13 protein-coding genes and 1 tRNA gene are annotated in these 14528 nt (G+C 69.3%); 8 read left to right on the top strand and 6 right to left on the bottom strand.

The features are described 5' to 3' along the window. Positions 1–198: 198 nt before the first annotated feature. Positions 199–1425 (top strand): 23S rRNA (adenine(2503)-C(2))-methyltransferase RlmN, encoded by a 1227-nt coding sequence (gene rlmN, locus QFZ50_RS08255; RefSeq protein WP_307083294.1) that lies wholly within the window; start codon positions 199–201, stop codon positions 1423–1425. A gap of 98 nt (positions 1426–1523) precedes the next feature. Further along, positions 1524–1599: transfer RNA gene (locus QFZ50_RS08260), tRNA-Val, on the top strand. 94 nt (positions 1600–1693) lie between these two features. On the opposite strand, the gene QFZ50_RS08265 is transcribed toward QFZ50_RS08260, so the two are convergent. From QFZ50_RS08265 to QFZ50_RS08285, 5 genes are all read right to left on the bottom strand, one after another. Further along, the gene (locus QFZ50_RS08265; protein WP_307083295.1) at positions 1694–2698 is read right to left on the bottom strand and encodes an acyltransferase family protein; all 1005 of its coding nucleotides are present in this window, start codon (positions 2696–2698) and stop codon (positions 1694–1696) included. Between the two features lie 162 nt (positions 2699–2860). Beyond that, on the bottom strand, positions 2861–3478 hold the full coding sequence (locus QFZ50_RS08270) for a hypothetical protein (protein WP_307083297.1): 618 nt from the start codon (positions 3476–3478) through the stop codon (positions 2861–2863). Positions 3479–3567: 89 nt separating this feature from the next. After that, on the bottom strand, positions 3568–4440 hold the full coding sequence (locus tag QFZ50_RS08275) for an NAD-dependent protein deacetylase (protein WP_307086722.1): 873 nt from the start codon (positions 4438–4440) through the stop codon (positions 3568–3570). A 107-nt stretch (positions 4441–4547) separates the two neighbouring features. After that, positions 4548–5012 carry a redoxin domain-containing protein gene (locus QFZ50_RS08280; RefSeq protein ID WP_307083300.1) on the bottom strand — a complete coding sequence of 155 codons (465 nt, stop codon included), beginning with the start codon at positions 5010–5012 and terminating at the stop codon, positions 4548–4550. Positions 5013–5015: 3 nt separating this feature from the next. Beyond that, positions 5016–5435: a DUF3052 domain-containing protein gene (locus QFZ50_RS08285; RefSeq protein ID WP_307083302.1), complete on the bottom strand. Its 420-nt coding sequence runs from the start codon at positions 5433–5435 to the stop codon at positions 5016–5018. Between the two features lie 343 nt (positions 5436–5778). On the opposite strand from QFZ50_RS08285, the gene aceE reads away from it, so the two are divergent. The 6 genes from aceE (at position 5779) to fabF (ending at position 13744) form a co-directional block, all read left to right on the top strand. Beyond that, on the top strand, positions 5779–8532 hold the full coding sequence (gene aceE / locus QFZ50_RS08290; RefSeq protein ID WP_307083304.1) for a pyruvate dehydrogenase (acetyl-transferring), homodimeric type: 2754 nt from the start codon (positions 5779–5781) through the stop codon (positions 8530–8532). Positions 8533–8649: 117 nt separating this feature from the next. Then, positions 8650–9975 (top strand): PucR family transcriptional regulator, encoded by a 1326-nt coding sequence (locus tag QFZ50_RS08295; protein ID WP_307083306.1) that lies wholly within the window; start codon positions 8650–8652, stop codon positions 9973–9975. 78 nt (positions 9976–10053) lie between these two features. Further along, complete coding sequence (locus QFZ50_RS08300; RefSeq protein WP_307083308.1) at positions 10054–11019, top strand: ACP S-malonyltransferase; 966 nt, start codon at positions 10054–10056, stop codon at positions 11017–11019. Next, positions 11016–12074 (top strand): beta-ketoacyl-ACP synthase III, encoded by a 1059-nt coding sequence (locus QFZ50_RS08305; RefSeq protein WP_307083310.1) that lies wholly within the window; start codon positions 11016–11018, stop codon positions 12072–12074. Before QFZ50_RS08300 ends, QFZ50_RS08305 begins: the two co-directional genes overlap by 4 nt. Before the next feature lie 76 nt (positions 12075–12150). Further along, entirely contained in the window at positions 12151–12396 is a 246-nt protein-coding gene (locus QFZ50_RS08310; protein WP_133080681.1) for an acyl carrier protein, read from the top strand. Positions 12397–12508: 112 nt separating this feature from the next. Further along, on the top strand, positions 12509–13744 hold the full coding sequence (gene fabF, locus QFZ50_RS08315; RefSeq protein WP_307083315.1) for a beta-ketoacyl-ACP synthase II: 1236 nt from the start codon (positions 12509–12511) through the stop codon (positions 13742–13744). Between the two features lie 123 nt (positions 13745–13867). Here fabF and QFZ50_RS08320 read toward each other — a convergent pair whose 3' ends face one another. Then, positions 13868–14371, bottom strand: a complete 504-nt coding sequence (locus QFZ50_RS08320) for a DUF3145 domain-containing protein (protein WP_307083317.1) — start codon at positions 14369–14371, stop codon at positions 13868–13870. Positions 14372–14528 lie beyond the last annotated feature (157 nt).

A 14528-nucleotide genomic window follows, 5' to 3' on the forward strand; every position in this document is an offset into this window, starting at 1 on the left:
AGGTCGCTGCATCTGCCGGTGCTTCGGGCGCTCCCGCGCCGGCCATCCGGTCGGTTTCACACTATTACCGTGCCCGCACCGGCCGCCAGAGGCGGGACTGCCCGTCGCGTTATGTGTCAGCGCCCTCGGCGGGTGGCGTGTCGGACGCGACAGCCCTCCGGCTGGGACGCTGGCGCCATCCGTGAAAGAATGATAAGGATGTCCGACGTTACGGTAACCCCCGCCCCCGCCCCCACCGCTGCCGCGCGACCCCAGGTCCGGCCCGAAGTGGAGGGCTCGCAGCCGATCGTCTCCAGCGACGGCAGGCCCCTGCTGCAGTTCAAGTCACCCCGGGTGAGCCAGCCGCCGGTCCACCTGGCGGACCTCACGCTCGCCGAACGCCAGGACCGCCTGAAGGAGCTGGGCCACCAGGGCTTCCGCGCGAAGCAGCTGTCCACGCACTACTTCACGCACTACACCACCGACCCGGCGGCGATGAGCGACCTCCCGAAGGCGGGACGCGAGGAGCTGGTCTCGGCCATGTTCCCGCCGCTGCTCACCGAGGTGAAGCGCCTGACGACGGACAACGGCGACACCATCAAGTTCCTCTGGCGCCTGTTCGACGGCGCCCTCGTGGAGTCCGTCCTCATGCGCTACCCCGGGCGGGTGACCCTCTGCGTGTCCTCGCAGGCCGGTTGCGGCATGAACTGCCCGTTCTGCGCCACCGGCCAGGCCGGCCTGACGCGGAACATGTCGACGGCGGAGATCGTGGACCAGGTCGTCGCCGCGAACAGGGCGCTCGCCGAGGGCGCCCTCGGTGATCTGCGCACGGACGGCGGGCACGACGCCGACCGCGTCACCAACATCGTCTTCATGGGCATGGGCGAACCGCTGGCCAACTACAAGCGTGTGATGGCCGCCCTGCACCGTTTCGTCGACGACTCCCCCGAGGGACTCGGCATGTCGGCCCGCAACATCACCGTCTCCACGGTGGGCCTCGTCCCGGCGATCAACAAGCTGGCCGCGGAGTCCCTGCCGGTCACGTTCGCGCTGTCGCTCCACGCGCCCGACGACGAGCTCCGCGACGAGCTCATCCCGGTCAACACGCGCTGGAAGGTGGACGAGGCCCTCGACGCCGCGTACAACTACTACCGGACCACGGGCCGGCGCGTGAGCATCGAGTACGCGCTGATCAAGGACATGAACGACCACGCCTGGCGGGCGGACCTGCTGGCGAAGAAACTCAACCAGCGCGGCCGCGGCTGGGTGCACGTCAATCCGATCCCGCTCAACCCCACGCCCGGGTCCATCTGGACGGCGTCGGAGAAGAGCGTGTCCACCGAGTTCATCAATCGTCTCCGCGCCGCCGGCATCCCGACCACGCTCCGGGACACCCGCGGCAAGGAGATCGACGGCGCCTGCGGGCAGCTCGCCGCCGGCGAGTAGCGACGGTCCGGATTGGCCGGATCCCGCGCGGAACCGGTATAGTCGACCCTCGTGATGCAGCCACCCGGCGCCGCCCGGAACAGTGCATCGCGAGGTGAGGGTCTTTAGCTCAGCTGGTAGAGCGCCACGTTTACACCGTGGATGTCATCGGTTCGATCCCGGTAGGACCCACCATCGGAGAACCCCGCCGTCCCTCCTGGACGGCGGGGTTCTCTGCTGTCCGGAGCACTCCCTCCCCTGCCCCTCCCGTGCGCGCCGGCTGGGCCGCTCAGGTGGCGCGCGGCATCCCGAGGAGCACCCGGGAGAGCGGCGTGCGATGCAGGATGAGAGCGACGGCCCACGGCAGGACCAGTGCCGCAGCCAGGACGTGGAACGACCGCTCGGGCTCCGGTACGTCGAGCAGCCAGAGGACGTAGGTGTGGGTGAGCACCACCATCAGGCAACCGGCGGCAAGCGCCGTGGAGACCCCATGAACCTCTTCGGGCAGCCGGGTGTACAGACCCTCGAGCACCAACAGGAGGCCGACGTCGATCAGGACCGCCACGGCCACGCTGAGGACCGGCGTGCCGAGCTCCCCGTACTTGATGTCCAGCGGTTCCGGCACCCCGGAGAGGACCAGCGCGGCGCCTGCCATGAGGCACACGGCGCCGGTCCGGACCGGGCTCCTCACCCGTCCGCGGACGTGCTGCAGTCCCTGGCCCGCGAGCATGAAGATGAGCGCGGCACCGGCGACCCCGACCGACAGGGGCAGCGGGGCGAGCACCTCCCGGAACTGGGAGATGAGGATCGTGACACCGGCGACCAGCGCGATCCGGAGGACGAGGGGAACACGTTCGAGCGCCCGGAACATGACGGCTGAGATGAACAGGGCGGTCATGAACCAGTACGCGCCGAACGGCCCTGCGTTGAGGGACCCGCCGATCAGGGGCCGGGTCACGGCCTCCGGCGTCAGCGTCCCGCGGTGGGAGTGGAGGGCGACATGGACGATCAGGGTCATGGCCAGCCATGCGCAGTAGGGCGTCATGATGGTGCCGAAGCGCTTCCTGGCCTCCGTCACGACCGCCCGACGGGTGCCCGGCTCCCGGGTCTTCCAGAGGTACCCGGAGAGCAGGAAGAACGCGGGCACGTGCCAGGTGTACAGGGCGGCGTCGACGAGCGGACCGGACCAGACGTGCCCGGCGACGACCCCGACGACCGCGAGGACGCGTAGGGCATCGATGGCTCCGGATCGGGTCGCCGTGTCGTCCGGTGTCGGTGCGCGTAGGGTCGCCAAGCCCTCCTCCACGGTCGAACGGGGTCACCATCGGGCGAGCTCTCAGGACAAGCATGACCCGCGTCCGCGGGGAGGACAACCTCGGCGACGGGCGGCTCGCAGGGGCGCCGTGGTCGGGCCCGCGACGGTGAGTTCGCGGACAGCGCCTGCCTGCGGGTGGCTCTAGCCCTGCGCCTCGACGACGCCCACCGGCCGACCGTCCGCGAAGAGCACGACGTAGTCCTGTCCCATGATCGTGACGGTGCACTGCAGCGCCCCGGTGGTGCGGCAGTCCCCGCCGGGACCGGGCTCCGTCCCGGGGTCCTCGAAGATCGGTTCGAGGAGCCCGGGGTCGATGCCCGGTGGCGTCGGCTCGTGGAAGGGACGCGATGCGGGCGGGATGCACGTGTAGGGATCGGCCGGGTCGGTCCACCAGGCGCCGTCCTCGGTGATCGGGCACTGGGGATAGGGAGGATCCGGCAGCAGTCCGGGAGGCAGATCGCCGCCCATCCCGCTGCCCGATGGCCGCGGCGCCGGGGACGGTGCCGGGTCCGTCAGAGGATCAGGCAGGGGGCCCGGCAGGAGGTCAGGCAGGGGGTCCGCAGCGTGCGCGGGCCCGAGGTCCAGGGACGCTTCCGCGGCTGCCGGCGCCAGGGCGGCCGGCGGCGTTCCCACCATCGGCACAGCCGCGGCCGGTGCGTCCTCGGGCGGCCGGCTGCCCGGGTTCGTCAGCAAGGGAGCAACGACGATGGCCGCCGCTGTGGTGAGACCTACGAGAAGAGACCTGTTCGCTGAACGCATTTTCCACCCCGTGTGAGAGACCGATGGGATGAACCTACGGTCCACGGGAGGCTGCGGGACCAGTAGTCGCTACTCGGTTTCCGGTCGCACTACTCGCGCCCCTGACGGATAATCGCCTCCGCGGACGGCAGGTCCGGCAATTGCCGGGCGAGGTAGCTGAGGGCCTCGGAGACGCCGGCCTCGATCTTCAGGGAGGCGAACTCGTCGCCCCGCGTGCGTCCGCGGTTGATGATCACCACGGGTTTGCCCGCCTTGAACGCATGGCGGACGAACCGCAGCCCGCTCATGACGGTCAGGGAGGACCCGGCGACCAGCAGGGCACCGGCGGCGTCGACCATGGCGTAGGCATCCGCGACGCGCGCCTTGGGCACGTTCTCGCCGAAGTAGACGAAGTCCGGCTTCAGCATCCCGCCGCACACCGGGCACGGCGCCATCACGAAGTCCCCGGTGTCGTCGACGTCGGCATCGGCGTCCGGTGCGACGTCACCGGCGTCGGACTCCCGCTCGAGGTACCCGGGGTTCAGGTCCTCGAGGATCTCGGCGATCCGCGATCGCGGGAAGGTCGACGCGCACTGCAGGCACACGACGCGATCGAAGGTGCCATGGAGGTCGATGACGTTCACACTGCCGGCCGAGGAGTGGAGCCTGTCGACGTTCTGTGTGATCAGGCCCGAGAGCAGGCCCCGCTGCTCCAGCAGTGCCACGGCCGCGTGGCCGGCGTTCGGGTCCGCCCGGCGCAGGTGGCGCCAACCCACGTGGTTGCGCGCCCAGTACCGGCGCCGGAGCGCCTCGTCTCCGACGAACTGCTGGTAGGTCATGGGGCTGCGGGGCACCGACTCCGGCCCGCGGTAGTCGGGGATCCCCGAATCCGTGCTGAGGCCCGCACCCGTCAGGACGGCGAGCCGATGGCCGCCGAGCAGCGCGACCGCTTCGTCCAGGAGCCGGCGCTCGTCGTCGGCCAGCGGGACGAGGCTCTCCGCGGGAGCGGCGCTCACGAAACCCGTGAGGCCGAGCCTCGGGTTGGTTGCGGGGCCGGGCAGGTCCTCCGGCCCCCGCCCCGGGCCACCCGTCACAGTGCGGCTTCGACCGAGCTCAGTGCGCGGGCGTAGTCGGCGATCGGCCTGCCCTGGCCGTGCGGGGAGGACACCACGGCGCGCACCGTCCCGGCACCGTCGAGGACGTAACTGACCCGTTCGGCGTACCCGTGGACGTCGTCGAACGCGTCGAACGCCCGCGTGACGGTCCCGTGCGGCCAGAAATCGGCCAGGAGGTCGAAGGAGATGTCGTTCGCGTCGGCGAAGGCCCGCAGCGTGTACTTGTGGTCCACCGAGACCGCCACCAGGCTCACACCCGCGGCGTCGAAGAGGTCGAGGCTGTCCCGCAGTTGGCCCAGCTCATCGGTGCACACCCGCGAGAACGCGAACGGGAAGAAGACGACCACGGCCCCGCCGACCAGCGACCGGCTCTCGACGGTCTCGCCGAACTGGTTCGCCAGCGCGAACTCCGGGGCGGCCGCCCCTACTGCCAGTGCCAAGACCTACTGCTTCCGGCGGCTGACGAGCCGCGTGGCCGACCATTCGCGGGAGACGCCGGCGGAGGACGTCGAGTGCAGGCCCGCGGTAGGGGCTGCTTCCTGCACATCGGCGGGAGAGACGTAGCCGGGGCGGCCGGACTTCGGTGTGAGCAGCCAGACGACGCCGGTGGCACCGAGGGAGGTCAGCGCGTCCACGAGGGCGTCCACGAGATCGCCGTCCCCGGCCCGCCACCACAGGATGACGCCGTCGACGACGTCCTGGTCGTCCTCCGTGAGCAGTTCCGACCCGATGCCGTCCTCGAGGCCCTCGCGGAAGTCGAAGTCGACGTCGTCGTCGTAGCCGAGTTCCTGGACAAGGTCACCGTCTTTGAAACCCAACTTGCCTGCCACGTTGACCGCAGTGGCGGCTTCAGCCTCGCTCACTTAGCTCCTCCTGAAAAGACGGGACTGTCGGGTGACCGGCCCTCGTATGGATGTACATGACTACCAGCCAACACCCTTATCCGCCAAGCATCAAGCCAGTCGGCGGATTCGGGCCCGCCACACCCCGTCGCCCGCGCCACGCGACGAAGTGTGCGCAAGCCCTCGGCGTAATCTCCCGCTTGACCCTGGTCCCGCTACGCACTCACCGCGTGGCGGCGATAGAGTGAAGCGGTATGTGGCCGCGGTGCTAGCGCCGGGCATGCATTCTCTGCGCGGGCCCAATCGAGCCATGCGCAGGCATTAAGCGACACGGACAAGATCCGTGGAAGTGGAGAGATATCGCGTGGCTGCAGAACAAGGTACGGCGGATATTCTGAGTGGTCTGACTGTCGGTAAGCCCGATGGGGATCCTGAGGAGACCGCGGAGTGGATCGAGTCCCTCGATGAGTTGATTCGCACCCAGGGCACGGAGCGTGCGCAGTACATCATGCGTTCGCTTCTGCAGCGTGCCGGTGCGCAGTCCGTGGGTGTGCCCATGGTCACGACGACGGATTATGTGAATACGATCCCGGCGGATCAGGAGCCGGAGTTCCCGGGCGATGAGGAGATCGAACGGAAGTACCGTGCGTGGTTGCGCTGGAACGCCGCGGTCATGGTGCACCGGGCGCAGCGGCCGGAGATCGGGGTCGGCGGGCACATCTCGACCTACGCGGGCGCGGCGACGCTGTATGAGGTGGGTTTCAATCATTTCTTCAAGGGCAAGGACCATCCCAGCGGTGGCGACCAGGTGTTCTTCCAGGGTCATGCCTCCCCGGGGATGTATGCGCGGGCGTATCTGGAGGGCCGGCTGAGCGAGGAGGACCTGGACGGGTTCCGGCAGGAGAAGTCCAAGGAGGGCCACGCACTGTCCTCCTACCCGCACCCCCGGCTGATGCCGGAGTTCTGGGAGTTCCCCACGGTGTCGATGGGTATCGGCCCGATGAACGCGATCTATCAGGCGCAGTCCAACCGGTATCTGCACAACCGGGGCCTGAAGGACACCTCCGGGCAGCAGGTCTGGGCGTTCCTGGGTGACGGTGAGATGGACGAGCCGGAGTCGCGGGGCCTGCTCCAGCTGGCGGCGAACGAGAAGCTCGACAACCTGAACTTCGTGATCAACTGCAACCTGCAGCGCCTGGACGGGCCGGTGCGCGGTAACGGCAAGATCATGCAGGAACTCGAGGCGTTCTTCCGCGGTGCGGGCTGGAACGTCATCAAGGTCGTCTGGGGGCGCGAGTGGGACTCGCTGCTGGCCAAGGACACGGACGGCGCGCTGGTGGACATCATGAACCAGACGCCCGACGGCGACTACCAGACGTACAAGGCCGAGTCCGGCGGATTCGTGCGGGACCATTTCTTCGGGAAGTCCCCCGAGACCAAGGCCATGGTCGAGGACCTCTCCGACGACGAGATCTGGAAGCTCAAGCGCGGCGGCCACGACTACCGCAAGGTCTACGCGGCGTACAAGGCGGCCACGGAGTTCACGGGCAAGCCGACCGTCATCCTCGCCAAGACCGTCAAGGGCTACGGCCTGGGCCCGCACTTCGAGGGCCGCAACGCGACCCACCAGATGAAGAAGCTGACCAACGCCGACCTGAAGGCGTTCCGCGATCACCTGCGGATCCCGGTCACGGACGAGCAGATCGACGACGACCTCTACAACGCCCCGTACTACCACCCGGGCGCCGATGCACCGGAGATCAAGTACCTCATGGAGCGCCGGCGTGAGCTCGGCGGTTTCGTGCCCGAGCGGCGCACCAAGCACGCCGAGGTCGTCCTGCCGGGCGAGAAGGCGTACGAGATGGGAAAGCGCGGCTCCGGCAAGCAGCAGGCCGCGACCACGATGGCGTTCGTGCGGATCCTGAAGGACCTCATGCGGGACAAGGAGTTCGGCAAGCGCATCGCGCCGATCATCCCCGACGAGGCACGCACCTTCGGCATGGACTCGTTCTTCCCCACGGCGAAGATCTACAACCCCAACGGGCAGAACTACCTCTCCGTGGACCGCGACCTGGTCCTGGCGTACAAGGAGTCCGTGCAGGGCCAGATCCTCCACGCGGGCATCAACGAGGCCGGATCCATGGCCGCGTTCACCGCCGCGGGCACCGCCTACGCCACGCAGGGTGAGCCGCTGATCCCGATCTACGTGTTCTACTCGATGTTCGGGTTCCAGCGCACCGGGGACTCCATCTGGGCCGCGGCGGATCAGATGGCCCGCGGGTTCATCATCGGGGCGACCGCCGGGCGCACCACGCTCACCGGTGAGGGCCTGCAGCACGCCGACGGGCACTCCCCGATCCTGGCCTCCACGAACCCGGCCGTGATCACCTACGACCCGGCGTTCGGGTACGAGATCGGGCACATCATGCGCGACGGGCTGAACCGCATGTATGGGGACATCGGCGACAAGCCCGAGTCCTTCCGCAACGTCATGTACTACATCACCGTCTACAACGAGCCCTTCGTGCAACCCGCCGAACCCGAGGAACTCGACGTCCAGGGACTGCTCAAGGGCATCTACCTGCTCAAACCCGCCAAGGTCGACGGCCCCCGCACCCAAATCCTGGCCTCCGGCGTGGCCGTGCCCTGGGCGCTGGAGGCGCAGAAGATCCTCGCCAAGGACTGGGGCGTCTCCGCGGACGTCTGGTCCGTGACGTCCTGGAACGAGCTGCGCCGCGACGGCCTGGACGCCGAGGAAGAAGCCTTCCTCAACCCCGGCGCCGACGCCCGTAAACCCTTCATCACCCAGCAACTCGAAGGCGCCACGGGCCCCATCGTCGCCGTGTCGGACTTCATGAAGGCCGTGCCCGACCAGATCCGCCAGTTCCTCCCCAACGAGTTCGCGACCCTCGGAGCCGACGGCTTCGGCTTCTCCGACACCCGCGCGGCAGCACGACGGTTCTTCAAGATCGACAGCCACTCCGTCGTCGTCCGCGCCCTGGAGATGCTCGCCCGCCGCGGCGAAGTCGACCCCAACGCGCCCAAGGAAGCCATCGAGAAATACCGCCTCCTCGACGTCAACGCCGGAACCACCGGCAACACCGGCGGCGACGCCTGACCCCACCCACCCGGTAGGGGGCGACGGCGGGAGCAGCCCAGTGCTGCTCCCGCCGTCGCCTTTTTTGTAGCTCCTCCACAAATGGGGCGATCGTCGCCGAGACCGTATGCTCGGAGGATGCCGCAGCCCGAACATCTCCCCGGCAGCACCGGGACCGCCCCGGGAGCCACGAACGCGGGGACCGCTCCCGCGGATCCCGCCACCGTCGAGAAGCTGCGGGCCACGATCGGTTCCCTCTCGACCGCGACCCTCAAGCAGTTGGACGCGGACCTGCCGTGGTACCGCGGACTGCGCGCCGACGAGCGGTCGGCCCTCGGCATGGTGGCCCAGAAGGGCATCGCCTCCTTCGTGAACTGGTACCAGAAGCCCGTCTCCCCGGCCTGGGTGCTCAGCGACGTCTTCGGCACGGCGCCCACGGAGCTCACGCGCTCGATCAGCCTGCAGAAGGCCCTGCAGCTCATCCGCGTGGTGGTGCAGGTCGTCGAGGACCAGGTGCCGTTCCTCGCCCCCGCGGCCGATCAGGGACCGCTGCGGGAGGCCGTGCTGAGGTATTCGCGGGAAGTGGCGTTCGCAGCGGCCGACGTCTACGCGCGTGCTGCGGAGACCCGCGGGTCGTGGGACACCCGCCTGGAGGCCCTCGTCGTCGATGCGATCCTGCGCGGCGAGAGTTCGGACGCGCTCCGATCGCGCATCGCCGCCGTGGGCTGGACGTCCCAGGCGCGCATCACCGTCATGGTCGGCAGTGCACCGCAGGAGCCCGACGCCGGGTTCCTGAACGAGCTGCGGCGTGTCACGGGACGGCTCGCGGAGGACGTCCTCGTCGGGATCCAGGGCGACCGGCTCATCCTCGTGCTGGGAGGCGTCCGGGACCCGGCCAAGGCCTACCCGAGGATCACCGAGCTGTTCGGATCCGGCGCCGTCGTGTTCGGACCCGAGGCGGAATCGCTGGTCGAGGCGAGCACGTCGGCGCAGGCCGCCTTCGCGGGACTCACCGCCGCCCGCGCCTGGCCCGGGGCTCCCCGACCCGTCTCCTCCGAGGACCTGTGGCCGGAACGCGTGATCTCCGGGGACGACACCGCGCGCCGGGCCCTCGTGCGGAACATCTACCGGCCGCTCCTGGCGGCGTCCAACGGCCTGGAACAGACGCTGTCCGCCTATCTCTCCCTGGGACACTCCCTGGAGGCGACGTCGCGGGCCCTGTTCGTGCACGCCAACACGGTGCGGTACCGACTCCGTCGCGTCTGCGACGTCACCGGGTGGGACCCGCTGGTGGCCCGTGAGGCGTTCGTCCTGCAGACGGCGCTGGTGGTCGGCCGGCTCTCGGTCTCCCCGCCCATCGTCCCGGCGGGTGGCGGGTCATCGTCGGCGACGGCACGAGCGATGCGGTCGGCGGGCATGGACGGCGCTGGAGAGGCCGTCCCCGCGCCCGCCGATGACTTGTAGACTTCCTACAAAGCGGCACAGCCAGCTTGGTTCAGCCGAACACCCGATAATGCACCACCGATTTGGAAAGCTGGAACAGTGCTTGCAATCGCCTGCCCCGGACAGGGCTCCCAGACCCCGGGCTTCCTGAGCCCCTGGCTCGAGCTCCCGGGGGTACGGGAGCATCTCGAGCAGCTCAGTGACCGCGCCGGCACGGATCTCGTGCGGCACGGCACCGTCTCCGACGAGGAGACCATCAAGGACACGGCCGTCGCCCAGCCGCTGATCGTCGCTGCGGGCCTCGTGACGGCGCGGGTGCTGCTCGAGGGTTCCGTGCTGACCGCCGCCACCGTCGTCGCCGGCCACTCGGTCGGAGAGCTCACGGCGTCCGCCGTGGCCGGGGCGCTCAGCGAGGACGACGCCGTCGCCTTCGTCAGGGTACGTGCCACGGCGATGGCCGCGGCGGCGGCGTCCGTGCCCACCGGCATGAGTGCGGTGCTGGGCGGGGACGCCGAGGAGGTGCAGGGCCGGCTCGCCGAACTGGGCCTCACCGCGGCCAACGCGAACGGCGGCGGGCAGGTCGTCGCCGCGGGGACGCTGGAACAGCTGGCCGAGCTCGCCGCGGATCCGCCGGCCAGGGCCCGCGTCATCGCCCTGAAGGTCGCCGGGGCCTTCCACACGGCCCATATGTCTCCCGCCGTCACGGCGCTGGAGGCGCTGCGGCCCTCGCTCGCACCGACCGACCCGGTGGCAACCCTCATGTCCAACTTCGACGGACGGCCCGTCGCCACCGGCGAGGGCAACCTCGACAGCCTGATCGCGCAGGTCTCCCGCCCGGTCCGCTGGGACCTCTGCATGGAATCGATGCAGGCCATGGGCGTCACCGGGATGATCGAGCTCTCCCCCGCGGGGACCCTGACCGGGCTGGCGAAGCGCGGAATGCGCGGTACCGCGACCCTCGCCGTAAAATCGCTGGAGGACCTGGATGCCGCCCGCAGCTTCCTCGAGGAGCACTCGCGGACCACGGACCTCGATCCGTCCCTTACCTCCGAAGGACCTCAGTGAGCACCACCATCAAGCAAGCCCCCCTGCGCGAGCACACACGCATCCACGGCGTCGGCGCGTACCGGCCCGAGGTCATCGTCACCAACGACGACGTCTGCCAGTGGATCGACTCCTCGGACGAATGGATCCGGCAGCGCACCGGCATCGTCACGCGCCACCGCGCACCCCGTGACGTGAGCGTCATCGACATGGCGGAAGCAGCCTCGAGGGAGGCCCTCGCCGCCGCCGGTATCGACGCATCCCAGCTCGGCGCGGTCCTGGTCTCGACCGTGACCCACCCGTACGCCACACCGTCCGCCGCCGCGCAGCTCACCGATCGCCTCGGTGCGACACCGGCCCCGGCCTACGACATCTCGGCGGCCTGCGCGGGCTACTGCTACGGCATCGCCCAGGCCGACGCCCTGGTCCACGCCGGCACCGCCGAGTACGTGCTCGTCGTCGGCGTGGAGAAGCTGTCCGATTTCATCGACAACTCCGACCGCACCATCTCCTTCCTCCTCGGTGACGGTGCCGGCGCCGTCGTCGTCGGTCCCGGCGAGACCGCGGGTATCGGACCCTCCGTCTGGGGATCCGACGGCAGCAAGCACGAAGCCATCCGCATGACCCGCCCCCTCACCGACGTGCGCGACTACGCGATCGGCGCGGTCGCCACCGACACCGAGCGGGAGCAGGACGTCGATGCGGGCCGGGAGAGCCTCTGGCCGACGATGCGCCAGGACGGACCGACGGTCTTCCGCTGGGCCGTCTGGGAGATGGCGAAGGTCGCGCAACGCGCGCTCGACGCGGCAGGCATCTCCGCCGAGGATCTGGCCGCCTTCCTCCCCCATCAGGCCAACATCCGTATCATCGATGAGATGGTGAAGCAGCTGAAGCTCCCCGAGCACGTCTACGTCGCACGGGACATCGTGGACGCCGGCAACACCTCGGCGGCCTCCATCCCGCTGGCCATGCACCGCACGCTCAAGGAGCAGCCCTCCCTCAGCGGCAAGCTCGCCCTGCAGATCGGGTTCGGCGCGGGTCTCGTCTTCGGAGCCCAGGTCGTGGTGCTCCCCTAGTTTTCAAGCCCAGGCCGCGACAGTGCGGTCTGACCATCCCCGCCGGTGCACCGGCAAGAACAGAAAAGGAGCCACCATGGCTAACAACGAAGAAATCCTGGCCGGACTGGCAGAGATCGTCAACGAGGAGACGGGCCTCGCCCCCGAGTCCGTCGAGATGGACAAGTCCTTCACCGACGACCTCGACATCGACTCGATCTCCATGATGACCATCGTCGTCAACGCCGAGGAGAAGTTCGGCGTCCGCATCCCCGACGAAGAGGTCAAGAACCTCAAGACCGTCGGCGACGCCGTGAACTTCATCTCGGGCGCACAGGCCTAGTCCCTGCGTTCCCAGCGCTGCGGCCGCTCCCGGTGTTCCCGCCGTGGGCGGCCGTAGTCGTCATCCCCGCCCCGGTCCCGCCGGCGCACACTCCAGCTTCGAAAGAGTGACCATGCCACGCAAAGTCGTCATCACCGGACTCGGTGCAACCACCCCCATCGGCGGGGACGTCCCGACCATGTGGGCCAACTCCCTCAAGGGAGTTTCGGGCGCCCGGACCATCGAGGCCGACTGGGTCCAGAAGTACGAACTGCCCGTGACGTTCGCCGCCCAGATCGCCACCCCGGCCTCGGAAGTGCTCTCCCGTGTGGAGGCCAAGCGCATGGACCCCTCGACGCAGTTCGCCGTCGTGGCGGCGCGCGAGGCATGGCGTGATTCCGGCATCGAGGACGTGGACAAGGACCGCCTCGCGGTGGCCTTCGCCACCGGCATCGGTGGCGTCTGGACCCTCCTGGACGCCTGGGACACACTGCGCGAGAAGGGCCCGCGGCGGGTGCTGCCCATGACGGTGCCGATGCTGATGCCCAACGGTCCCGCCGCCGCGGTGAGCCTCGACCTCGGTGCTCGGGCAGGAGCCCACACCCCGGTGTCCGCCTGCGCCTCCGGGACGGAGGCCCTGCACCAGGGCCTGGAACTGATCCGGTCGGGCAAGGCGGACGTCGTCGTCTGCGGCGGCGCCGAGGCAGCCATCCACCCGATGCCGATCGCGGCCTTCGCCTCCATGCAGGCGCTGTCACGCAGGAACGACGAGCCCGAGCTCGCGTCGCGCCCGTACGATACGAACCGCGACGGGTTCGTCATGGGCGAGGGCGCAGGCGCGCTCGTCATCGAGGCCGAGGAGCACGCCCTGGCCCGCGGCGCGCGTATCTACGCCGAACTGGCCGGCACCTCGGTGACCGCTGACGCCTACCACATCACCGCGCCCGATCCCCAGGGACTCGGTGCCACCCGGGCGCTCAAGGCGGCCCTGTTCGACGCGCGGGCCCAGGCGGAGGACGTGGTGCACGTCAATGCCCACGCCACGTCCACCCCGGTGGGGGACAAGCCCGAGTACACGGCGCTGAAGGCCGCGCTCGGAGCGCACGTGGACCAGGTGGCCGTCTCGGCGACGAAGTCCCAGACCGGTCACCTCCTCGGTGCGTCAGGCGCGGTCGAGGCCGTCATGACGGTCCTCGCCATCCACGACCGGAAGGCCCCGATCACGATCAACCTGGACAACCAGGACCCCGAGATCCCCCTCGACGTCGTCACGAAGCCGAGGGATCTACCCTCCGGGGACATCGTGGCGCTGAGCAACTCGTTCGGGTTCGGCGGGCACAACGCCGTCATCGTGCTCCGCAGCATCTGACGCGGGACACGGCGGGAACGAGGAAGGGCGCCACCCCGGGGTGGCGCCCTTCCTCATGCTGTGCGTGCGTTGATCCGCGGCGTCCGGCTGCGCGCCGAGCGGGTTCTGCCTCCCGGCGGATGCTCAGCCGACCTGGTGGAGCCAGCGCACGGGAGCGCCCTCGGCAGCGTGCCGGAACGGTTCCAGTTCCTCGTCCCACGACTCGCCGAGCGCGAGGGAGAGCTCGTGGTAGACCGCGGCCGGATCACCGGCGCCCGCCTCGTAGGCGTAGCGGATACGGTCCTCGGTCACCATGATGTTGCCGTGGACGTCCGTGGTGGCGTGGAAGATGCCGAGTTCGGGTGTGTGCGACCAGCGGCCGCCGTCGGCGCCGGCGCTCTGCTCCTCGGTGACCTCGTACCGGAGGTGCGCCCAGCCGCGGAGGGCCGAGGCGAGCTGTGCGCCTGAACCCTGCGGGCCGACCCAGGACAGCTCGGCCCGGAGCATTCCGGGCGCGGCGGGCTGCGCCGTCCACTCCATGTCGATGCGCTTGTCCAGCACGGAGCCGACAGCCCACTCGATATGAGGGCACAACGCAGTAGGGGCTGAGTGCACGTACAAGACACCGCGCGCCATCACAACAGACATTCCATCCTCCATAGCTGTAGGTACGTCTTCCCCAACGACCTTCAACGGATGATGCAATGCGCGATGACCGGCAACTTCACGAGACCCACCCGCGCGCGGAGCGCGGGCTCGACCGAACTACTGCTTATTGTGCCGGACGAACGTGAATTTCGCCACT

This window comes from Arthrobacter agilis (genome assembly GCF_030816075.1).
Classification (GTDB): Bacteria; Actinomycetota; Actinomycetes; order Actinomycetales; family Micrococcaceae; genus Arthrobacter_D; species Arthrobacter_D agilis_E.

What these genes read in the sequence shown, in the direction of transcription:
- QFZ50_RS08320 (WP_307083317.1), bottom strand. Translation starts at nt 14,371, where the DNA reads ATGTCTGTTGTGATGGCGCGCGGTGTCTTGTACGTGCACTCAGCCCCT.
- QFZ50_RS08295 (WP_307083306.1), top strand. Translation starts at nt 8,650, where the DNA reads ATGCCGCAGCCCGAACATCTCCCCGGCAGCACCGGGACCGCCCCGGGA.
- rlmN (WP_307083294.1), top strand. Translation starts at nt 199, where the DNA reads ATGTCCGACGTTACGGTAACCCCCGCCCCCGCCCCCACCGCTGCCGCG.
- fabF (WP_307083315.1), top strand. Translation starts at nt 12,509, where the DNA reads ATGCCACGCAAAGTCGTCATCACCGGACTCGGTGCAACCACCCCCATC.
- QFZ50_RS08270 (WP_307083297.1), bottom strand. Translation starts at nt 3,478, where the DNA reads ATGCGTTCAGCGAACAGGTCTCTTCTCGTAGGTCTCACCACAGCGGCG.
- QFZ50_RS08310 (WP_133080681.1), top strand. Translation starts at nt 12,151, where the DNA reads ATGGCTAACAACGAAGAAATCCTGGCCGGACTGGCAGAGATCGTCAAC.